Annotated in this window: 20 protein-coding genes and 1 tRNA gene; 6 read left to right on the forward strand and 15 right to left on the reverse strand. The window is 61.3% G+C overall.

Going from position 1 to position 20,098, the window contains the following annotated elements; translation table 11 throughout:
- The first annotated feature begins 37 nt into the window (after positions 1 to 37).
- From ACQY5P_RS03145 to ACQY5P_RS03160, 4 genes are all read left to right on the forward strand, one after another.
- The gene (locus ACQY5P_RS03145; RefSeq protein ID WP_428409392.1) at positions 38 to 361 is read left to right on the forward strand and encodes an MmcQ/YjbR family DNA-binding protein; all 324 of its coding nucleotides are present in this window, start codon (positions 38 to 40) and stop codon (positions 359 to 361) included.
- Positions 362 to 440: 79 nt separating this feature from the next.
- The gene (locus ACQY5P_RS03150; protein WP_428409393.1) at positions 441 to 863 is read left to right on the forward strand and encodes a hypothetical protein; all 423 of its coding nucleotides are present in this window, start codon (positions 441 to 443) and stop codon (positions 861 to 863) included.
- 13 nt (positions 864 to 876) lie between these two features.
- The gene (locus ACQY5P_RS03155; RefSeq protein WP_428409394.1) at positions 877 to 1,584 is read left to right on the forward strand and encodes an HAD family hydrolase; all 708 of its coding nucleotides are present in this window, start codon (positions 877 to 879) and stop codon (positions 1,582 to 1,584) included.
- Positions 1,585 to 1,726: 142 nt separating this feature from the next.
- Positions 1,727 to 3,940, forward strand: coding sequence for a TonB-dependent receptor (locus tag ACQY5P_RS03160; protein WP_428409395.1), 2,214 nt, complete (start codon positions 1,727 to 1,729; stop codon positions 3,938 to 3,940).
- An 85-nt stretch (positions 3,941 to 4,025) separates the two neighbouring features.
- Here ACQY5P_RS03160 and ACQY5P_RS03165 read toward each other — a convergent pair whose 3' ends face one another.
- Positions 4,026 to 4,625: an HD domain-containing protein gene (locus ACQY5P_RS03165; protein ID WP_428409396.1), complete on the reverse strand. Its 600-nt coding sequence runs from the start codon at positions 4,623 to 4,625 to the stop codon at positions 4,026 to 4,028.
- Between the two features lie 93 nt (positions 4,626 to 4,718).
- Here ACQY5P_RS03165 and ACQY5P_RS03170 point away from each other — a divergent pair, with 93 nt between their 5' ends.
- Both ACQY5P_RS03170 and ACQY5P_RS03175 read left to right on the forward strand, forming a co-directional pair.
- Positions 4,719 to 5,009: a hypothetical protein gene (locus ACQY5P_RS03170; RefSeq protein WP_428409397.1), complete on the forward strand. Its 291-nt coding sequence runs from the start codon at positions 4,719 to 4,721 to the stop codon at positions 5,007 to 5,009.
- Positions 5,010 to 5,069: 60 nt separating this feature from the next.
- On the forward strand, positions 5,070 to 5,948 hold the full coding sequence (locus ACQY5P_RS03175) for a glycosyltransferase (RefSeq protein WP_428409398.1): 879 nt from the start codon (positions 5,070 to 5,072) through the stop codon (positions 5,946 to 5,948).
- Here the strand turns inward: ACQY5P_RS03175 and nusG are convergent.
- The 14 genes from nusG to ACQY5P_RS03245 form a co-directional block, all read right to left on the reverse strand.
- Entirely contained in the window at positions 5,945 to 6,478 is a 534-nt protein-coding gene (gene nusG, locus ACQY5P_RS03180) for a transcription termination/antitermination protein NusG (protein WP_428409399.1), read from the reverse strand. The genes ACQY5P_RS03175 and nusG overlap by 4 nt on opposite strands.
- A 24-nt stretch (positions 6,479 to 6,502) precedes the next feature.
- Positions 6,503 to 6,784 carry a preprotein translocase subunit SecE gene (gene secE / locus ACQY5P_RS03185; RefSeq protein ID WP_428409400.1) on the reverse strand — a complete coding sequence of 94 codons (282 nt, stop codon included), beginning with the start codon at positions 6,782 to 6,784 and terminating at the stop codon, positions 6,503 to 6,505.
- Between the two features lie 188 nt (positions 6,785 to 6,972).
- On the reverse strand, positions 6,973 to 8,883 hold the full coding sequence (locus ACQY5P_RS03190) for a hypothetical protein (protein WP_428409401.1): 1,911 nt from the start codon (positions 8,881 to 8,883) through the stop codon (positions 6,973 to 6,975).
- A 96-nt stretch (positions 8,884 to 8,979) separates the two neighbouring features.
- Positions 8,980 to 9,055, reverse strand: a tRNA-Trp gene (locus ACQY5P_RS03195).
- 59 nt (positions 9,056 to 9,114) lie between these two features.
- A complete protein-coding gene (gene lpxB, locus ACQY5P_RS03200; RefSeq protein ID WP_428409402.1) occupies positions 9,115 to 10,257 on the reverse strand; it encodes a lipid-A-disaccharide synthase in 1,143 nt (380 codons plus the stop codon).
- A 12-nt stretch (positions 10,258 to 10,269) separates the two neighbouring features.
- Positions 10,270 to 11,112: an LpxI family protein gene (locus tag ACQY5P_RS03205; protein ID WP_428409403.1), complete on the reverse strand. Its 843-nt coding sequence runs from the start codon at positions 11,110 to 11,112 to the stop codon at positions 10,270 to 10,272.
- A complete protein-coding gene (lpxA, locus tag ACQY5P_RS03210) occupies positions 11,112 to 11,900 on the reverse strand; it encodes an acyl-ACP--UDP-N-acetylglucosamine O-acyltransferase (RefSeq protein ID WP_428409404.1) in 789 nt (262 codons plus the stop codon). The genes ACQY5P_RS03205 and lpxA overlap by 1 nt, the downstream gene beginning before the upstream one ends.
- A gap of 10 nt (positions 11,901 to 11,910) precedes the next feature.
- On the reverse strand, positions 11,911 to 12,375 hold the full coding sequence (fabZ, locus tag ACQY5P_RS03215; RefSeq protein ID WP_428409405.1) for a 3-hydroxyacyl-ACP dehydratase FabZ: 465 nt from the start codon (positions 12,373 to 12,375) through the stop codon (positions 11,911 to 11,913).
- A 4-nt stretch (positions 12,376 to 12,379) separates the two neighbouring features.
- On the reverse strand, positions 12,380 to 13,369 hold the full coding sequence (lpxD, locus tag ACQY5P_RS03220) for a UDP-3-O-(3-hydroxymyristoyl)glucosamine N-acyltransferase (protein WP_428409406.1): 990 nt from the start codon (positions 13,367 to 13,369) through the stop codon (positions 12,380 to 12,382).
- A gap of 73 nt (positions 13,370 to 13,442) precedes the next feature.
- On the reverse strand, positions 13,443 to 14,081 hold the full coding sequence (locus ACQY5P_RS03225; RefSeq protein ID WP_428409407.1) for an OmpH family outer membrane protein: 639 nt from the start codon (positions 14,079 to 14,081) through the stop codon (positions 13,443 to 13,445).
- Positions 14,082 to 14,095: 14 nt separating this feature from the next.
- Positions 14,096 to 16,735: an outer membrane protein assembly factor BamA gene (gene bamA, locus ACQY5P_RS03230; protein WP_428409408.1), complete on the reverse strand. Its 2,640-nt coding sequence runs from the start codon at positions 16,733 to 16,735 to the stop codon at positions 14,096 to 14,098.
- A gap of 9 nt (positions 16,736 to 16,744) precedes the next feature.
- The gene (locus ACQY5P_RS03235) at positions 16,745 to 17,986 is read right to left on the reverse strand and encodes a M50 family metallopeptidase (protein ID WP_428409409.1); all 1,242 of its coding nucleotides are present in this window, start codon (positions 17,984 to 17,986) and stop codon (positions 16,745 to 16,747) included.
- Positions 17,987 to 18,025: 39 nt separating this feature from the next.
- Positions 18,026 to 19,234, reverse strand: a complete 1,209-nt coding sequence (locus tag ACQY5P_RS03240) for a 1-deoxy-D-xylulose-5-phosphate reductoisomerase (protein WP_428410623.1) — start codon at positions 19,232 to 19,234, stop codon at positions 18,026 to 18,028.
- Positions 19,235 to 19,245: 11 nt separating this feature from the next.
- The gene (locus ACQY5P_RS03245) at positions 19,246 to 20,094 is read right to left on the reverse strand and encodes a phosphatidate cytidylyltransferase (protein ID WP_428409410.1); all 849 of its coding nucleotides are present in this window, start codon (positions 20,092 to 20,094) and stop codon (positions 19,246 to 19,248) included.
- Positions 20,095 to 20,098: the final 4 nt, after the last annotated feature.

Consider the following 20,098-nt stretch of genomic DNA (forward strand, 5'->3'; position numbering starts at 1 on the left):
GCAAAAAGACGCCCGTCACTTATGAGACGCTGAAGAATTGGCGCTGTCGCTCGGCCTTCCCGGCGTGACGGAGGCCGTCTCCTGGGGCCAGCCCTGTCTCAAGGCCCATGGCAAGCTGTGGTTCTTCTGGAGCCCGTCGGAAGACGCGCCGGTCTTCAAGGTTCCGTTCGAGGAGCGGGAGATGCTGGTCGAAACCGCGCCGGAGACTTTTTTCTTCACCGACCACTACAAGAACCACAAGCTGGTGCTGGCGCGCCCCGACCGGGTCGATCTGGGCTGGGCGAAGGCGAATTTTTTGCGCGTATGGCGCGAAATGGCCTCGAAAAGACTCCTCAAGGCCTACGATTCCGGCGAGCTTTGACGCCGAAGAGCTTGCCAAATTGGCGCAGCATGCGAGAATTTCCCCAGTGGGCATGGACTAAGACAAAGGGGCGATCGGGGTGCAGAACATTATTTTGATTAGCGCGGGGGCGGGGCTCGCCGGCCTTCTCCTCGGCTGGCTGGCCGCGAATTTGATGGCGCGCCGGAAATATCGTGCGCAGGCGGAGGAAGTGCGGGGCGAAGTGGTGCGCCTGCGCGCGATCGCAGAGGAAAAGCTGTCAGGCGACGTTCCGGATCTCGACGAACTCATCGGCAATTTCCAGACGGCCGCGACCAGCGCCTATGACGCCATCCAGGCCATGGAGACGCAGGTCAAGATCACCAAGGCGAAAAGCGAAGGCAGCCGTCAGGTCATCGCCTCCTCTGCGCAGATTATCCGCATGATCGAAGATCAGGCGGGCCTTGACGGCGCGGCCGTTGCGATCAAACCTGTCTCCGAGAAGGCGAAGGCCCCCCGCCTTACCGCCAGAAAGAAAGCCTGAAGCCGCACGCCCAATGGCGCCCATTCGCATCGCCATGCTCTCGGGACCGCGCAACATCTCCACGACGATGATGCGCAGTTTCGAAAACCGCGACGACTGCATTGTCGCCGATGAGCCGTTTTATGCGTGCTATTTAAACGCAAGCGGCGCCAAACATCCGCTTCGTGAAGAAACGCTGGCTGCACAGTCGTCGGACTGGAAGACGGTCGCGGACGAACTCAACGCCCGAGACGGCGCCGATTATTCTTTCGAAAAACACATCAGCTTTCATTTCGCATATGCGCACGACTTTGATTGGCTGAAAGACGCGCGGGTGTTTCACCTGATCCGCGACCCCCGCGCCATGGTGGCGTCCTACAAGAACAAGCTCGACGACGTGTCGCCAATCATCGATTCCTATCGCATCCAGCGGCGGCTCTACGAACAGCGGCCGGCGCCCGTGATCGACGCCGCTGATGTCCTCAAAGCGCCTGAGAAAACCTTGCGCGCGCTCTGCGCCGCCCTCGGCATGCCGTTTTCGGAAAAGATGCTTAGCTGGCCGGCAGGCCCGCGCGCCAGCGACGGCCCCTGGGCGCCGCACTGGTATGACGCCGTCAACGCCTCAACGGGATTCAAACCCTATAAAGCGCACGCGTTGCGTCTCTCGCCGGAAATGGAATCGATCGCGCGGGCTTGCGAAACGGATTACGCATTTTTCTACAGCCGGACGCTCGTCGCCTGACGGTTGCAATTGCGCAACGCTTGCGCATCTTCCGCGCCGCAGCTGCATTTTGTCTGTCACAACATTGTCATTTATGTTTAACCTCCAATCCCCGAGGGTGCAAAAATGCGGCATGGCTCTCAGCTTTCGGGAAAAATTTTCAATGGCAATTTTCAATCTTACGGCGCGCGCTGCGCTCGCCGCCGGCGTTTCCGCCATCGCCTTGACGGCGGGGCCTGCCTTCGCACAGGGCGGGCTCGACACCATCATCGTCACGGCGCAAAAGCGCGAAGAAAACCTGCAGGAGGTGCCGATCTCCGTCGAAACGCTGTCGGCTGAGCGGTTTGCCGGCATCCAAGCGGCGGGCGAAGACATTCTCGCCCTCTCCGCGCGCGTGCCGAGCCTTTACGCCGAATCCTCCAACGGCCGCCTCGCGCCGCGCTTTTACATTCGCGGTCTTGGCAACGTCGATTTCGACGTCGCGGCCTCCCAGCCTGTCTCCATCGTCATCGATGAAGTCGTGATGGAAAACGTGGTGCTGAAAAGCGCGCCCCTGTTCGACATCCAGCAGGTCGAAGTCTCGCGCGGACCGCAAGGAACGCTGTTCGGCAGAAACACCCCGGCCGGCGTCGTCAAATTCACCACGGTGAAACCATCCGACGAGTTCGACGCCATTGCGCAGGTCGCCTATGGCACCTTCAACACCGTGACGGCCCAGGGCGGGATCGGCGGGCCGATCATCGCCGACACTTTGTCCGTCCGTCTTTCCGGCCTCTATCAGCGCCGCGACGACTGGGTCGACAACGCCTTCACCGGCGAAGACGATGTGATGGGCGGTTTTGAAGAGCTTGCGGGCCGCCTGCAGGTGCTGTTCACGCCGACAGAGGCGGTCAGTCTCCTCCTCAATGTTCATGGCCGCGACTATGAAGGCACGTCCGCTCTCTTCCGCGCCAATATTTTGAGCCCGGGCAGCAACGAGCTGAACGGCAATTTCAAGCGCGACACGGTCTGGTACGACGGCGGCGCCAACAACCCGCAGGAATCCGACGGCTGGGGCGGCTCGGCGAAACTCGACTGGAATCTCGGCGGCGTCACCTTCACGTCCATCACCGCTTACGAAACCGCTTCGAGCCTAAGCCGCGGCGACATCGACGGCGGCGCGTTCTACTCCACCGGGCCGTTCCCCGGTTTCATTCCGTTCCCGTCGGATACGCAGGATTCCATCGACGATCTCGACCAGTTCACGCAGGAAATCCGGCTCGCCTCGAGCGGCGACAATGTTTTCGACTGGCAGATCGGATTTTATTATTTCGACTCGGACGCCCTCGTCTCCACCGTTGGCGACGGCTTCCCGCCGCTGACGACGCTGCAGCACGAAAATGAAAGCTGGGCCGTGTTCGGCCAGGGTTCCTATGACCTCACCGACCGTTTCACGGTGACGGCGGGCGTGCGCTACACCGAGGACGACCGCGACTTCAGCGCCGTGACCCTGCCGCCTTTGGTGACGGTCAACCCGACATCCGCCTCCGACGAGGATTTTTCATGGGATGTGAGCGGGCTTTATAAAGTCAGCGATGATTTCAATCTCTACGCTCGCGTGGCGCGCGGCTTCCGCGGGCCGACCATTCAGGGCCGCGATGTCGCCTTCGCCGCTTTCTCCGGCGCTGTCGATCCGCAGACGGTCGCAACCTCAGAGACGATCCTTTCCTACGAAGCCGGCTTCAAATCCGAACTTCTCGACAATCGCGCGCGCCTCAACGCCGCGGCTTACTATTACACTGTCGACGATCAGCAGTTTTCGATCATCGGCGGCGCCGGCAACGTCAACCAGGTGATTAACGCCGACAAGGGCGTCGGCTGGGGCTTTGAGGCGGACGTCGAAGCGGTTCTGACGGAGAATTTCTTCGTCAGCGGCGGCTTCAGCTACAACAACACCGAAATCAAGGATGAGACGCTGGCGACAGCGCCCTGCGGCTCCGGCCAGTGCACCGTGCTCGACCCGTTGAACGGCCTCGGCCAGGCGCTGATCGACGGCAATCCGTTCCCCAATGCGCCGGAGCTCACCTTCAACGTCTTCGCCGAATATACGCTGCCCTTCCGGGATCATGGCGAGTTCTTCGTCAACACCGACTGGGCGGTTCAGGGCAAGACCAATTTCTTCCTCTATGAATCCGCGGAATTCAATTCCAGCGGCAACACCGAAGGCGGCGTGCGTCTCGGCTATCGCGCCGACAGCGGCGCTTATGAAGCGGCCTTCTTCGCGCGCAACATTCTCGACGCCGAAAACCTCAAGGGCGGCATCGACTTCAACAACCTGACAGGTTTCGTCAACGAGCCGCGCATTGTCGGCTTCCAGTTGACGGTGCGCACCAACTAAACAACGATTTTAGCATCTGGAATATACCAGCCCCGGCACGGAAACGCGCCGGGGCTTTTGATTCAGAAAACGATAAGGCCAGCCGTCATTCGCTGAGCGCCGCCTTGTAGACAGACTGCTTCGGCGCCTGAAAAAGCTTCATGACCATGGGCTCGAAAGCTTCAAGCGGCATCGACTCGTAATCGGGATCGAACGCCGTCTGGTCGTATTTCTCGCAGAACTCCGCCGTATGCTGATAATGATCGTGGCCGCGGAACTGGTCGCGCATGTCGCGGTCCATGCCGAGATAATGAAAGAAGTAATAGCCCTGAAAGATGCCGTGCTTTTCAACCATCCAATGATTTTTCTCGGAGACGAACGGCTTCAAAATCGCCGCCGCGATGTCCGGGTGATTATAAGCGCCGAGCGTGTCGCCGATGTCGTGGAGCAGCGCGCAGACCACATATTCCTCGTCGCGCCCGTCGCGATGGGCCCGCGTCGCCGTCTGCAGGCAGTGTTCGAGCCGGTCCACGGGAAAGCCGCCATAATCGCCTTTGAGAAGCCGGAGATGATCGAGCACGCGCGCCCCGCCATTGGCGGCGAAGGGAACGAACTGGCTGGCGATGGTCATCCAGTCTTCCTGCGTGCCTTCGGTCATGGCTTTGAATTTGGCGCGGGGCGCGCCCACATCTCCGTGGTCGGGCATGATCCGTCTCCTCCTTCTATGATTTCTTTACGGGCAAGCTTACATGCTAGAGGCGGCGCGGCTCAAGTCGCGGGCGCAGGAGGAGAAAACGGCGTGATAGCGAGGCTGGCGACGACGCTGACCGGGATCGTGCTCATGATCTATGGGCTGATCGCGGCCTTTTCGCCGCTGCCCCTCGGCGCGCCGCTGGTCATTCTCGGCCTCATCATGATCGCCGCCGCCAATCCGGCCGCGCGGCCCCTCATTCTCGCCATGCGCCGGCGCTGGCGCTGGTTCGACTTTCTGGTGCGCAAGGCGGCGCGTCACTCCCCTGAGCGCTATCATGAAACATTCGAAGATACAGATCCTTCCACCCATCCGGCGCCCGCCGAAAAAGATGGTTAAGAGATGAAGTTTACGGATTTCACTCTGCACCTGAAAACGACGCAGTGATAAAAGACGCTTATGAGCGTTTCCATCTGCATCTTTGCACGCAATGAGGAGCAGCGCTTGCCCTCCTGCGTCGGCGCCCTCGGCGCGGCGGGGCTCGGAGACGCCGACAAGATTCATATCCTGATAAATGGCTGTACGGACAATACCGCTGCGGCGGCGCGTTCTCTTGCAGAAGCGGACGCCCGCATCACCGCTCATGAACTTCCCGTCGGCGACAAGGCCAACGCCTGGAACGACTATGCGCATAGGATCGCCGACTCGTCGGTCGAAACTCATGTGTTCATGGATGGCGACATCACGGCGAGCGAAGGCGCGATAACGGCGCTTGCAGAAGCGCTTCGGCGCAGTCCGGAGGCTTATGCGGCGGCGGCTCTCCCTGCCGCAGGCCGCAGCCGGCGCGGCTGGGCGACGCTGCTTCTTCTCAACAATTACCTTTCCGGCAATCTTTACGCCCTCTCCGGCGCGGCCGTGGCAGCGTTCCGGCAAAGGGACTTGCGGCTTCCCTTCGGCGCAAAGGGAGAAGACGGGCTGATCACCTATTTGCTGCTGACGGATCTTCAGGGCGGTTCTGACGACAGTCACCGTGACCGCATCGTCATCGCGGAGGACGCAACGTTCGAATTCGACTCGCTGCAGGCGAACTGGCGCGACTTCAACCTCTATCGCCGGCGCCTGCGCCGCTATTCAGAGCGGCATTTCCAGAAGCAGGTGCTTTATCGTCTGCTCAAGGAAAATGGCGCGGCGGCGATGCCGGAGACGATTTACGATATTTATACGCAAGAGGCGCTGGCGTCATTGCGCCCGCGCCTCGATCCGGTGAATTACTGGTTTGACGTTGCAACGCTCAAGCGCCTGCGCGCCAGGCAAGCTTTGTCCGCCGCATCGATCTAGGCGGCTTTTTCAACCTGCGTGAATTCAAGCTCCACGGGCGTCGCGCGGCCGAAGATCGAGACCGCGACCTTGACACGTTCAGAGTCTTCGTCGACTTCCTCGACAACACCGGAGAACGACGCAAACGGTCCGTCGACGACGCGCACATTCTCTCCGATCTCGAAGGTGATGGTCGAGCGCGGACGGGTCTCGCCTTCCTCGATGACGCCGCGGATGCGGTCCACTTCCTTTTGCGGGACCGGCATGGGCTTGTTGCCGGAGCCGAGAAAGCCCGTCACTTTCGGCGTTTCCTTGATGAGGTGGTAGGTCTCATCGCTGAGAGTCATCTTGACGAGCACATAACCGGGGAAGAAGCGGCGCTCGGTATTGATCTTGCGGCCACGGCGCACTTCAGTGACTTCTTCTGTGGGCACAAAGACCTCCTCGATCAGATGATCGAGGCCCTTGTCCTTTGCGGAGGCCTGAATCGCTTCCGCGACCTTCTTTTCAAAGTTCGAATATGCGTGAACGATGTACCAGTTGCTCGCCATGGCGGTTTTCCGTCCGTTGAAATGTTAGTTGTTGGCGCCGACGCAGTCGATGGGAAGGACGTGGCAGACTGCAAACCGCAGCCCCTGATCCACGCCGAAGAAGAAGAGCGCCATGATCGCCACCATGATCAGCACCATGACGGTCGAAACGAGCGTTTCGTTGCGCGTCGTCCAGGTGACTTTGGCCGCTTCGTTTCGGACCTGCTGAATGAATTCGAGCGGGCTCGTGCGCTTTTTCTTTTTGACCTCGGTCGCCTTGCCTTCGATGACGTCAGGTCCGCCGGCCGGTTTTTTCTTTTTCGCCATATCTCGCCGCCTCATATCCGGGCTTAATGGGTCTGAACGCTCCCCCCTCCTCCGGACACAGCTTCTCGTGCGCGGGTCCCGCGCTTTTGAAGATCTCCAGAGGATTTCGGAAGACGCCGCTCTAGGTAAACCTTTTCGCGGGCCCGTCAAGAAGGGATGGGGAAGAAGGCCCTGAAAATCAGCCGCAATCAGTCCGCCAGGCCCTCGGCTTCCAGGGCCATCAGGGCCTCCCAGGAGCGGGCATAGGGGTTTTGGGCCCCGAGCGGCCCCTCGAACCAGGGTTGGCCGCCGGGCGTCCCTGCAAGCGCGTAATTGGAGAGGATGATCCCCGGAAATTCCTCGGCCAGCGCCTTGTTGATCTCGTAATTCACCCGGCCGCCCCTCTCGCCCCAGATGAACTCCCGATATTCGTCCTCGGTCATGAGGTAGTCGCGCCGACCGTCAGGGCCCTGATTCCAGGGGCGCGTGAAATGCGGGCCGCCCTCATAGGCGCCGATCAATTTCACGCCATATTTCGCGCCTTCGCGCTCCGCGCCGCGGAACAGCTTCAGAACATTGGCCTTGGTGCCCAGAAACCGTTCGGAGCCGTTCAGGAAATGGTCCTCAAGCGCGGCGAGATTGCTGGGATCAATCCCGCTTTCGGTCACGCCTTCATTATAGCCCCAATAGGAAGCGACGGAGACGCCGAAGTCCGGCGCGTGCGACGCCCAGTCTTCACCGTGCTTATCCATATAGGCCTTCGCGCCGCTCAGCGCAGCGCCGGTCATTTCAATCCACGCAGCCTGACCTTCGATCACATAAATGATTTTCTGGTCCCGCCCCGCTTCTTCAAGCGCATCGTCAATGGCGAGTTTCAACCGCGAGACCATGGCGCCATAGGCCTCGCGCGCGCCGATATTGGAGATGGGAAGGTATCCCTGAAGCCCCTCGCCCATGAGCTGCGCATATTTGGTGGTCAGAAAGTAATGCCCGGACCAATTCCAGACTTCGTTGGCGATGGACACATAAAGCGGTCTGTCCGATGGATAATCGCTGGCGATCAGCGCCTCGACGAAGGCGTCCGCATAGCGATCCCATTCCTCGCTTTCGAGAACCTGCGGCGCCGCTTTTCCTGCGGCTTCGCCGAACCGGTGGGCCCAGACATCGCGCCTGTCGTCGTCCGGCCGGAAATTGAAAAACGGCTCCGGCGCGCCCAGCGTCATCGGGGCCTGGAACCAGACTTGATTGCCCGCCTCCACGCCGAGACGGAAAGCAGCTTCAATGGGCATGCCCTGCTTCGGGTTTGAGAATTTGTACCAGGGCTCGCCTGTGGCGTTGCCCCAATCCGTCGCGCCCCAATAAGGCGTCGTCATGGATGTAAGATCGTCGACGGAACGGATCACCGCGGCGTTGGCTGATTGCAGATCCATCGTGCGCACGATGTCGTATTTGGAAACCGCTTCGACAAATTTGGGATTGAAGATTTTTCCAGCCTTGAAAGCCGCTTCGTTTTCCTTGCGGTATAGGTGCAGCCCTTTCAGCGGCCCTTTCAGGCGGCGCAATTGCAGGCGGGAATGATCCGGCGTCTTGCCGCGCTTAAAGTCTCGCGTGAAGATGATGCTGTTTTTCGTGTCGGGCCATTGCAGCTCCCGCGGCAGAAACTCGATCATGAAATCGGCGTCGCCCTCCCACTCAAGCACCCACTCCCCGTCCCAGTGCAGCCGCATTTCGGGAGAGTTGCCGGTGAAATAGAGATCGCTCCGCAGCCATTTGGCGTCGGGAAGACGGGTCGGCAGCAGCGTGCTTTTGTCGACCACGCCGTTTTCAAGCAACTCCTTCATCCGGACCGAATCCGTTTCCCAAAACGGGCCGCCGCCGTGAATGAGGTCGATAAAAGGCTCTTCTATGTTGAAGGAGGCCGGAAACCACGGGCCGACCTGCATCAGGGGCGCCTTGGGAGCCGGTTTTTCAGCCGGCGCTGAGGATGTTCTCACGAGAAGCTGCGCCTCGTTCGCCTCGGCGGCTTTCGGCTCCGCAGCGGTGGAATCGCCGCCGCCCCCGCAGGCGCTTAGTCCTATGGCGACAATGGCGGCGGCGAACACTCTCAGACTGCGCGGCATGGGGCCTCCCGGCATGTTTCTTTGCCGTATCTTTAGCAAGGTTCGCGCCCCGACGGCAAAATCCGGGCGGTTAACAATGAATCGCGTGCTGGAAACTGGCAGGGGCGGAGGGACTCGAACCCCCGGCCCTCGGTTTTGGAGACCGATGCTCTACCAACTGAGCTACACCCCTAGGCCAAGGCCCTGCATTAAGGCCGCTGAGCGGCGCTTTCAATAGCCGGGCCGCGTTTTTCAGGCGTTAACCCAATCGAGAACGGCCTCAGCGGCCATTTCCGCCGCCGGACGGTCGCCGCCGGTCCAGCCGCGCACGATCTCGGGCAGGGCCGAAAGCTGCGCCTCGCGTTCGGGCCCGCCCTTCAAGAGCGCGATAAGCGCCGGGGCCATCAGCTCCGGCGTACAGCGCCGCTGCAGGAATTCCGGGATCACCTCCCGGTCCGCCGCGATATTGGCGAGCGCCGCATACCGGATGGTGAAGATCGACCGCACCCAAAGCTCGGTCAGGAGGTCGAGCTTGTAGGCGACCACCATGGGCGTTCCCATGATGGAGAGTTCCGATGCGGCTGTGCCCGACGCGGCGAGCGCGACGTCTGCGGCGGCGAAAGCGTCAGGGCGGTCGTCGCCCTCAACGATGACGGGAGCGCCTGGCCATCCGGCGAGATACTCTGGCAAATCCTTCGCCACCGAGGGCGCGGCGGGAATGACGATGCGTAGGCCCGGAACCGCATCGGCGGCGCGTTTCACCGTGTCGCGGAAGGGCGCGCCGAGACGGGCGAGCTCGCTGGCGCGGCTTCCCGGCAGAACGGCGAGGAGCGGCCCCTCGCCCAGACCGAATTTGCGCCGGAACGCCGCCTTGTCGACCTTGCGGTCACGCGCCGCCTGAAACCCCGGATGGCCGACGAAGCGCGTCTTCGCGCCTACGGCTTCGAAATAGGGCGTTTCGAAATCGAAGAGACACATGACGCCGTCGAAAAGCTGCGCCGCTTTCTCTGCACGCTTCGGTCGCGACGCCCAGACCTGCGGCGCCACATATTTGAACCGCTTCACCTCCGGCGCTTTTTTCTGGAATTTTTCGGCGGCGATACGCGCGAAGGACCAGGAGTCGATGAAAATGGCGGCGTCGGGTTTTTCATCGGCCGCGAGATCGGCCAGCGCATCCGCCGCCTTCAGAGCCCGAGGCAAAAGGCTGAGCGCCGCCACCGGGCCAAGAACCGAAAACGGCGCGATCTCGAAAAGACTTGTCAGCCCTTCCTTTTCCATCAAGGCGCCGCCACAGCCGATGAAGTTCACATTCGGACGTTTGTCCTGCAGCGCCTTCATCAGCGCGGCGCCAAGCGCATCCGCAGAAGGCTCAAGCGCGCAAAGAAGAATTTTCATGGCGCCTTTCCTTCAGCGGGGGGCGACTTCCTGCGCCGTAAATCCGTAGACGAACAATCCCTTTTCGTCGGCGAGGGCGGCGACTTCGTCCGCGTCGATAATCAGCGCTACGCCCGCCTCGACGGCGACCCCGGCGAGACCGGCTCGCGCCGCACGGCGAACGGTTTCCGTCCCGATGACAGGCAGGTCGATGCGCAGCTCCTGTCCAGGTTTCGGGCGCTTTACAAGAACGCCGCCTTGCGCGATCCCATTCGGCAATGTTCCGCAGCGGTCGAGCATGGCGTCAGTGCCCTCCGCTGCCTCGATGGCGAGAACGAGCCCCTTGGCGACGACCGCGCCCTGCCCCACATCGAACGGCCCCAGCGCATGGACGATTTCAGCCGCCTTGCGCATGTCGCCGAAATTCACATCAGACGGCGTATAAGCGCCGAACGCCCCGGCGCGCGCCGTCAATTCCTGCACCGCCTCCTCGACGCCGATGACGATGAGACCTTCGGATTCCAGCGTCTCGACCAGCACCGACAAAATGGCGCCGTCGCCGCGCGCCGCCGCCGCGATGATCTTCGGCAACAGGGCGGCGCCGCGCCAGTCGGCTTTAAGGCTTGAAAAGTCCGGACGCTGAACGATCCCCGCAAACACCGCAGCGTCGCAGTTTTCCTGTTTGAGAAGGCGGATGATCTTGCCCGCCTCGCCGATGGCGCAATCATCGCCGGGCGAGTCACGAAGGGAGGGATCGGCGGCGCCTAGCAGCCGGACGATGTAGTGATCTGCGCCTTGCGCCGCACAGGCGGCGGCGATGCGGACGGGCAGCGCGCCGCCGCCTGCGATGATTCCCAGCTTGCGCCAGCGGGCCATCAGTCCTCGCGCGCCGCCGTCATCAGCGACCTGGCCTTGCCTGCATCGATGAACTCGATGACGCGCGCCACTTCGGCGTCGGCGCCGTATTTCTCGCGGACCGCGTCCAGACGATCCCGGAAAACGCCCTCGCCGAAAAACAGCATCCGGTAAGCGGCGCGTATATTGTGGATCGTCTCGTGGGAAAAACCGCGGCGCTTCAATCCGACCACATTCAACCCGACAAGCCTTGCGTGATTGCCGACGGCGGAGGCGTAAGGGATGACATCCGTCGTCACCGCGGCGCAGCCGCCGATGAACGCATGGTCTCCGATCCGGCAATGCTGGTGGATCGCACAAAAAGCGCCGAGAAAAGCGAAATCGCCTACCAGGCCATGCCCGCCAATGGCGGCGCCGTTGGCGAAAATAACCTTGTTGCCCACATGGCAGTCATGGGCGACGTGGGAGCCCACCATGAAAAATCCGCCGTCGCCGACGCTCGTCAGCGCGCCGCCCGCGATGGTGCCGCGATGCATGGTGACATGTTCGCGAATGATGTTGCCGGCACCGACCACCAGACGGGCGCCGTCGCCCTTGCAGCCGAGATGCTGCGGCGGCTCGCCAAGAACGCAGAACGGATAGATCAGTGTGCCAGCGCCGATTTCCGTCGGTCCCTCGATCACTACATGGCTTTTGAGAACGACTCCGTCGTGCAACCTGACGCCGTCGCCGACGCGGCAATAGGGACCGATCTCCACATCCCCGAGTTTGGCGCCGTCATCGATAATAGCGGTCGGATGAATATTCATAGGCTAACGCTCACAGGGACTGGGCGAGCATGGCGGAGAAATTCGCCTCCGCGACTTTCTTGCCGTCAACTGTGGCGACGCCTTCGAAACGCCAGACCGGCGGACGGCGCTGCACGGTGCGGACCGCGATCCGCACCTGATCCCCCGGCACGACCGGGCGGCGGAAGCGCGCTTTGTCGACGCCCATGAAAAGAACGATCTTCCCTTCCGTATCAAGATTTTCCGTGTACGAAGTATAAGCGGCGGCTGTCTGCGCCATGGCCTCGATCATGAAGACGCCCGGCAGGACCGGCTTTTCAGGAAAATGTCCTTGGAAGATCGGCTCTCCATAGGAGACGTTCTTGATCCCCACTGCGCCCTCGCCCGGCACGATATCGACCAGCCGGTCCACAAGCAGGATCGGATAGCGATGCGGCAGGATCTGCATGATCTCGTCGACTTCAAGGACGCTCTTTCCGGGCTCGACTTTGGACATGTGGCTATCCGTTCCTTTTTTTCGACATTTTCGCCAGCGCCGCCGTTTCGCGCAACCACTCCTTCACGGGCCGGGCCGGACGCCCGCCCCATGTTTCTCCGTCCGGCACGTCCCGCATGTGGCCTGACCCCGCCGCCAGCATGGCCCCCGCGCCAATGGTCAAGTGATCTGCAAGCCCTACCTGTCCGCCCATCATCACGCCGTCGCCAATCACGCAACTACCCGAAATTCCGCATTGCGCAGCGATAACGCAATTACGCCCGAGGCGGACGTTGTGGCCGATTTGCACCAGATTGTCGATCTTCGTCCCGTCCCCGATGATTGTGTCCTCAAGCGCGCCCCGGTCGATCGTGGTGTTGGCCCCGATCTCGACACCGGCGCCGATGGTCACGCGGCCAAGCTGCGGAACTTTCACAAGCCCCTCGGGCCCCGGAACAAAACCGAAGCCCGACTGGCCGATGCGCGCGCCGGGAAGGATCCGGACATTCGGGCCGATCAGCGCGTGGGTGATGGTGACATTATGGCCGATGCGCGCGCCTGCGCCGATGACGACGCCCGGACCGATAAATGCGCCGGGACCGATTTCTGTGTCTTCCCCGATCTCGGCCGTCGCCGCAATGAACGCCGAAGGGTGCGCGCCGCGGGGCCGGACTGACGCCTCCTCATGCCCCTTTAGCGAGCGGTGAAGCCGGGCGCCGAGCAGCGCGAAGGCAAGCCGCGGCTGTTTGACGAGCGCCACCGCGCCGGCAAGGGATGAAGCTGTTTCCTCAGCGCCCTCCGGCGCAAAACACAGGCCGAAAGTCTTGCCGGAAAGAGCGTCCATCCCTTTCAGTTTTTCACAATAAACGACGGCGCAGGCGCCAGCGCCGCCAAGCGGCGCCACATGGGTGAGCTCCGTATTCGCGTCGCCGCTTACGAGACGCGCGCCGGCGATCTTTGCGGCGTCGCCCGCGCTCAGCGGCGCCAAGGTTTCAAAAAAGCGGCTGTCCGGCATGGGGCGTCACTCCTCAAACACGAAACGGCCGACGCATGCGCCGGCCGTTTCGCAAATTTGTAAAACGCTCAACCTACTTCTTGTTCGCGGCCTGCGCTTTCGCCTGCGCTTGCTGAATCTGCTTTTCGATCTCGGCGAGAGAAACTTTTTCAACTTCGACCGAAGGGAATTTTTTGTCGAGCGCAGCAATGACTTCCTGCGTGACGTCGGTTTCCGGCGCGGCGTACATGACCGCCGAACGATCGAGGAGGATGGTGGCGCCGCGTTTTTCAACGATGTCCTTCAGGATCGGCTGGCTCTCAACCAGGATTTTCCCTTGCGCCTGCTGCACGGCGGCGGAGAAGGCCTGCTCCATGATCTGGACGCGTTGCGGCAGACCGTACTGATACCGCGCGCCGAGCTCCTGTTCGGTTTTCTTGCGGACTTCCTCGGACATCAGGGACGCGTTTTTCTGGAAGCTCTCGATGTCTTTCTTGAGCTTGTCCGCTTCCGCCTCGAGTTCTTTCTCGACGTTCTTCTTAACCTGCTCAGCCTGGCCGGGAATGGTCTTGCCGGCTTTCGTCTGGGAGACGATCTGCGCCCGGTCGACGATGAGGATCACCGGCGCCTTGCCATTGCTTTGCGCTTCGGCGCCGCTGATCATAGCGCCGCCGGCGAAGCCCGCTGCGGCGAGCATTGCTGCGCCCGCAATCGCAAAAAACTGTTTTTTCATTTTAACACCTCTACCTAAAAGTTGGTCCCCGCGCTGAAACGGAACCCTTCCGTCTGGTCGTATTCCTCTTTGCGCAGGATTTTGGCGAAATCAAAGCGGACCGGCCCGAAAGGCGAATCCCAGCTTACCGAAACCCCTGCCGTCACCCTGAGCGCCAGATCGTCCTGGATCGGCGCATACTCACGCCCGTTTATCCCTGTCGCCGGATCGCCGTCGAAATCCAGATAGAATGACGGGTTGTCATTCAGCGCCTTGGTCGAATCATCCACAAGACCCACCGTGCCGAAGTCGCTGAAAAGCGACGCTCGAATGCCATATTGGTCCGGCAAAGGCAATGGCAGCAGGATTTCCGCCGTCCCGATGGCGTAGGCCTTCGCGCCGATCGCCTGGCCGAAAAGCTCGCCGTCACGAACGCTGGTCAGATAGCGGGGTCCGACGCCGGCGACCTCGAAGCCGCGGAAGGTCGACGCGCCCTCGAAGAAGCGGTCCGAGAGACGCACGCCGTCTCCGCCCCAGCCGTCGATATATCCAATCCGGCCCTTCAGCGAACCAATGAAGTCGCCAATAATCGGATGATACCACGCGCCCGTCAGTTCGGTCTGGTAATAATTCACGTCGCCGCCAAGACCCGCAATGCCAATATTTGCGCCCCCGCGCCAGCCGCGCCGCGGCGTGATCGGATCGTCGCGTGTGTCGAAATTGAGACTAAAGCCGACGAGCGAGGTCAGAAATTCGCCTCGTGATTCGCAAGTGGGGGTGAGCGACTGAGCGATGAAATCGCAGACATTCGCCGTCAGGAACTGCGCCTGCAAATCGTCACTATCCAGAATCGGGTTGCCGGAGGAGTCAGTTGCAGGAATGAGACTTTCCGGCATGGCGCCCGGAATGAGGTAATCCTGCGGGTCGTCCATATTCGGGATTGTCTGCGTCGACAGCGTATCGATTTTCACGCTGTCTCGGGTCAGGAAATAGTTGAGCCCGCCGCGGCCATATTCGGACACCTGAAAGCCGGCGTTGAGGCCGAAGCCGATCCGGTTCCGGATGAAGCCGGCCTCGCGATAGTCCGTGCGCTGATTGAAGATCGAACCGCCCGCCGCAAGGTTGCGGTCGAGGAAGTAAGGCTGCGTGAATCGGAGATCGACCTGCCGCGTGCGCGAGGACGCCTGGACGCGGAACCGCAGATACTGACCGCGGCCGAGAAGGTTGCGCTCTTCAACCGAGACATCAACGATGAAGTTCTCCGTAGAGGAAATGCCGACGCCAAGGCTGAGCGAGCCCGTGGATTGCTCCTCCACATTCACATCGAGTTCGGTACGATCCGGCGCCGAGCCCGGCTTCTCCTCGATCGTCACTTCCTTGAAATAGCCGAGAGAGCGCACGCGGGCGCGCGACCGGTCCACAAGAACGCGGTTGAAGGCGTCGCCTTCGGCGAGACGGACCTCGCGGCGGATGATCTTGTCGAGGGTGCGGGTGTTGCCCTTGATGTTGATGCGGTCGACATAAACCCGCGGGCCTTCGTTCACTTCGAAAGTGAGGTCGATGGTGTTCGAATCTTCGTGGCGGACGAGGCGCTGGTTCACATCGACGAAAGCATAGCCGGCCGTGCCGGTTGCGAAGGTGATCGATTCCACTGCCTTCTCGACCCGTTCCGAATCGAACGTCTGGCCTTCCTTGATTGGCACGAAGTTCTCGAGCGCCTCGGCGTTGAGTTTGGCGAGCGTCGTTTTTACGCGAACGTCGCCGATAGTATATTGCGGCCCTTCATCGACAGTGAAAGTGATGAAGAAGTCCTTGCGGTCCGGCGTCAGTTCGGCGACGGCGGAGACCACCTGGAAATCGGCGTAGCCATTCTTGCCGTAATGCTCGCGCAGGAGCTGGCGCTCATATTCGAGCCGGTCCGGATCGTAATTGTCGTAATTGGTGAAGAACCGCCACCAGCGGCTTTCCTTGGTGAGGATCACGCCGCGCAGCTCGTTGTCGGTGAACTTCTCATTGCCAATGAAGTTGACCTTGGCGATGCCGGTCTTGGGGCCTTCGTCGATCTCGAAAATGACGTCGATGCGGTTCTGCTCTAGCGGCTTCACCTTGGGCGTCACGATCGTCGCGAAACGGCCTTTGGCCCGGTAAAGCTCGATGATCTTCTGGACATCCGCCTGCACTTTCGCGCGCGTATAGACGGTGCGCGGCGCCAGCTGAAGCTCAGGCTCCAGCTTGTCGCGTTTGATCCGCCGGTTGCCCTCATAGATCACCTGGTTGACGATGGGGTTTTCAACGACGGTGATGAGCAACGTGTTGTCCGGCTGCATCTCCAGTTTGACATCGGAGAAAAGTCCGGTGCGGAACAGCGTTTTCAGCGACAGGTCGAGCAGCTCCTGATCCGCAGGCATCCCGGGCTGCAAAGGAAGATAAGAGCCGACGGTCTCCGCCTCGATGCGCTGATTGCCCGTAACGCGCACCCCGGCGATGATGGGCGCGGGATCGGGGCGGAAAAGATCTTCGGCGGTGAGGCCCGGACGCGCTGCCTGCGGCTGCGGCGCCGATTCCTGCTGCGCGCTCGCAGCGCCAAGGCCTGCAAGAACGGACGCCCCCAGTCCGATCAAAACGCGCCTCAACAGTGCGCGAATGCCGTCGCCCCCCGACTTGTACAAACTCATGCCGCCGCCCTAGCTAATAGATGAAAGAAGATTGTTGATATCGTTCCAGGTCACAAAAATCATGAGCGACGCCAGCAGGACGATGCCCAACCGAAAGCCGATCGCTTGCGCCCGAGCCCCCAAGGGACGCCCGGCGACGGCCTCGTATGCGTAATACATCAGATGCCCGCCGTCGAGAACCGGCACCGGCAGGAGATTGAGGAATCCAATGGAAACCGACACAACCGCCGCGAGAAAAATGAAATCGATAAGGCTTGAACGCAGCTTGAACAGAAAACCCGGCGGTTCGCGATAAGACGAATCATCGAAACCCGACATGACCGACTGACCGGCATATTGGGCCATCTTGATCGGCCCGCCGAGCTGGCTCGCATCTTCCTTGCCGAGCACAATCTTGCCGATGTACCGGACAGTGAGACTTAAAATCCTGCCAAGTTCGCCGAATCCTGCAGCGACCGCTTCGACTGGTCCGTATTTGCGGAAGCTGTAATATTCCTGCGAAGGCGGCGCGATGCCAAGCTGCCAGCGCGCAATCTTGTTGCCATAGCGGTCCGTATCTTCGATCCGGCGCGGGCTCGCGACAATAGTCACTGTCTCGCCGCCGCGGTCGATCTCGAAACGCATCTCGCCGCCGCCGCTCACCAGGACAGCATCATAAAGGTCGCCGAATTTTTCGATACGCTGGCCGTTGGCGGACAGGACGCGGTCGCCAGCCTCGAAACCAGCGATCGCCGCAGGACTTTCATCCGCAACGCCGCCGACAACCGGTTCGATCATGCCGCGCCCGAGCGTCATGAAAAGAACCGAAAAGATCGCAACGGCGAGCACGAAATTGGCGACCGGCCCTGCGGCGACGATCGCTGCGCGCGCCCAGACCGGTTTGAAATGGAAGCAGACCTTCCGCTCTTCTGCGCTCATGCCGCCCGCGACTTCCTCCGCTTCGCGCGGACTTGGAAACTGCGTTGTCGCCGGCCGCTGCGCCGCTTCCGCAGGCCCTTGAGAGGCTGCGTTCAAGTCGCCGAAAAATTTCACATATCCGCCGAGCGGCAGCGCCGAGACACGCCATTCCGTGCCCTTTTTGTCGATCCATTTCAGGATCGGTTTGCCGAAACCGATGGAAAACACGTCGACTTTGACGCCGAGAAGCCTCGCCACGGAGAAATGCCCGTATTCGTGAAAGAATACGATGATCATCAGCAATACAGCGAAAGCGATGATTGAGATCGGCAGGATTAGGAGAGTTTCCAACATAGTCCTGTCAGGCGGCGCCCTGGTCTTAAAATTCCACTATTACGCAGCCGCACGCGCGGCGACGCATTCCTCCGCCATGGCGCGCGCTCTTCCGTCAGCGTCCATGGCTTCTTCCAGCGTAGTAAGGCGCGCTGGCGTGTTGAGTCGCCCCGATCTCTCCAGTACCTGCTCGGAAATTGCGGCGATATCAAGAAATTTGATGCCGCCTGAAAGAAAGGCGGCCACCGCGACTTCGTTGGCGGCGTTTAGGACAGCCGGCATGATGCCGCCGGCAGAGATCGCCTCCCGTGCGAGGCGAAGCGCCGGAAACCTTATCAAATCAGGGTCTTCGAACGTCAATTTCGCGACCTTGGCGAAGTCAAGCTGGGCGCTGGGGCTCGGCGTGCGCTTCGGCCAGGCGAGCGTCGTGGCGATAGGAGTTCGCATGTCCGGCGTGCCGAGCTGCGCGAGGACCGACCCGTCGCAATACTCCACCATCGAGTGAATCACCGATTGCGGGTGCACCAGGATTTCGATCTTTTCATGATCGACCGGGAAGATGTGAGAGGCTTCGATGAGTTCGAGGCCCTTGTTCATCATCGTCGCCGAGTCGACGGAAATTTTGGCGCCCATGGACCAATTGGGATGCGCCACGGCTTGAGCGGGCGTCGCCTCGCCCATGGCTTCGCGCGTCCAGGTGCGGAACGGTCCGCCAGACGCCGTCAGAATGAGCCGCGACACACGTTCGGGCTGATCGAAATCGAAGACCTGAAAAATCGCATTGTGCTCGGAGTCGACGGGAAGCAGCGCGCCCCCCGCCTCGCGGATGGCTTTCGTCACGACGTCGCCGGCGCAGACGAGACATTCTTTGTTCGCCAGCGCAATGTCCGCACCCCTTTGCGCTGCTTTCAAAGTGGGCTTCAAGCCGGCGGCGCCGACAATCGCCGCCATCACCCAGTCGGCGTCGCGCGCGGCCGCCTCTTCCACCGCCGCTTCGCCGGCGCCGGTTTCGATCCCGGTACCGGCGAGCGCAGCCTTCAGTTCCTCGCCGAGGGTCGAATCGGCGACGGCGACGAATTTCGGTCTGAATTTCCGCGCTTGTTCCGCCAGCTTTTCGATATTGCGGTTGGCGGTGAGCGCTTCGATCTCGAATTCGGTTTCGCCCAAGCCGCCCGCATGGTCGAGCACGCTCAAGGTCGACTCGCCGATGGAGCCGGTCGAACCAAGAATAGTAATGCGCCGCCGGGCCCCAGCCCTTCGCGTTTCCATCATCCCCTTATTCACCCCTGAATCCTTTCCCCCAGCATATAGAGGAGAAGGCCCCCCGTCATCGCTGAAGTGGCGAAAATCATGCCGTCGAGCCGATCCAGGGCCCCGCCATGGCCCGGAATGAAGCCCGAAATGTCTTTCAGGCCGAAATAACGCTTGATTCCCGATTCAAAGAGGTCGCCAAGCACCGACGCGCCGCCCAGAACCCCGCCGATGGCTGCATATATCAGCGCCGCCGCAGGGCCATAGGCCCATGCACCGAAGACCGCCCCCACAAGGCAGCCGCCGAGAACGCCGCCGCCGATCCCGGCCCAGGTTTTCGACGGCGAGAGCGCGTAGCTGATCTTCGGCCCGCCAATGAATTTGCCGAAAAAGAACGCGCCCGAATCCGCCGCCCAAACAACGCCGTAGAGGAGAAAGGAAAGCGCTCTGCCCGAAGGCGCGTCCAGGCGCAGCCAGATGAGCGCGATGCAAGGAATGATGATGTAGAAAGCGGCGAAGCCGGACCATACGCCAATGCCGCTGTTGCGCTTCGCGAACCAGGCGCCGGCGAGACCGCCCGCCGCTGCGCAGAAGAGGGCCGCGTCATAGGCGCCCGAAGCGGCGAAATACATCGCGAGGGCGGAAGCAAGAACCAGCGCGTAAAACGCATTGGTGAAAGAGCGGCGCTCCACCATGCGCGACCATTCGAACAGCATGATGACAGCAGCGAAAGCGATCATCGCCGCAAACGCCCTCCCGCCCTGATAGACGGCCGCAATCACGAGCGGCATCAGGATCATGGCGGAAAGAATGCGTTTCGTCAGCGCCCCTGCAGAAGGCGGCCGCGCGGCGTCAAGCTTGTCGATGGAGGGAGACATGGCG

The sequence above is a fragment of the Hyphococcus sp. genome (genome assembly GCF_965267305.1).
Classification (GTDB): Bacteria; Pseudomonadota; Alphaproteobacteria; order Caulobacterales; family Parvularculaceae; genus Hyphococcus.

Excerpts from the sequence above, each read along its gene's own strand:
- ACQY5P_RS03155 (WP_428409394.1), top strand. The coding sequence starts at position 877 with ATGGCGCCCATTCGCATCGCCATGCTCTCGGGACCGCGCAACATCTCC.
- ACQY5P_RS03160 (WP_428409395.1), top strand. The coding sequence starts at position 1,727 with ATGGCAATTTTCAATCTTACGGCGCGCGCTGCGCTCGCCGCCGGCGTT.
- ACQY5P_RS03165 (WP_428409396.1), bottom strand. The coding sequence starts at position 4,625 with ATGCCCGACCACGGAGATGTGGGCGCGCCCCGCGCCAAATTCAAAGCC.
- ACQY5P_RS03175 (WP_428409398.1), top strand. The coding sequence starts at position 5,070 with ATGAGCGTTTCCATCTGCATCTTTGCACGCAATGAGGAGCAGCGCTTG.
- nusG (WP_428409399.1), bottom strand. The coding sequence starts at position 6,478 with ATGGCGAGCAACTGGTACATCGTTCACGCATATTCGAACTTTGAAAAG.
- secE (WP_428409400.1), bottom strand. The coding sequence starts at position 6,784 with ATGGCGAAAAAGAAAAAACCGGCCGGCGGACCTGACGTCATCGAAGGC.
- ACQY5P_RS03190 (WP_428409401.1), bottom strand. The coding sequence starts at position 8,883 with ATGCCGCGCAGTCTGAGAGTGTTCGCCGCCGCCATTGTCGCCATAGGA.
- lpxB (WP_428409402.1), bottom strand. The coding sequence starts at position 10,257 with ATGAAAATTCTTCTTTGCGCGCTTGAGCCTTCTGCGGATGCGCTTGGC.
- ACQY5P_RS03205 (WP_428409403.1), bottom strand. The coding sequence starts at position 11,112 with ATGGCCCGCTGGCGCAAGCTGGGAATCATCGCAGGCGGCGGCGCGCTG.
- lpxA (WP_428409404.1), bottom strand. The coding sequence starts at position 11,900 with ATGAATATTCATCCGACCGCTATTATCGATGACGGCGCCAAACTCGGG.
- fabZ (WP_428409405.1), bottom strand. The coding sequence starts at position 12,375 with ATGTCCAAAGTCGAGCCCGGAAAGAGCGTCCTTGAAGTCGACGAGATC.
- lpxD (WP_428409406.1), bottom strand. The coding sequence starts at position 13,369 with ATGCCGGACAGCCGCTTTTTTGAAACCTTGGCGCCGCTGAGCGCGGGC.
- ACQY5P_RS03225 (WP_428409407.1), bottom strand. The coding sequence starts at position 14,081 with ATGAAAAAACAGTTTTTTGCGATTGCGGGCGCAGCAATGCTCGCCGCA.
- bamA (WP_428409408.1), bottom strand. The coding sequence starts at position 16,735 with ATGAGTTTGTACAAGTCGGGGGGCGACGGCATTCGCGCACTGTTGAGG.
- ACQY5P_RS03235 (WP_428409409.1), bottom strand. The coding sequence starts at position 17,986 with ATGTTGGAAACTCTCCTAATCCTGCCGATCTCAATCATCGCTTTCGCT.
- ACQY5P_RS03240 (WP_428410623.1), bottom strand. The coding sequence starts at position 19,234 with ATGGAAACGCGAAGGGCTGGGGCCCGGCGGCGCATTACTATTCTTGGT.
- ACQY5P_RS03245 (WP_428409410.1), bottom strand. The coding sequence starts at position 20,094 with ATGTCTCCCTCCATCGACAAGCTTGACGCCGCGCGGCCGCCTTCTGCA.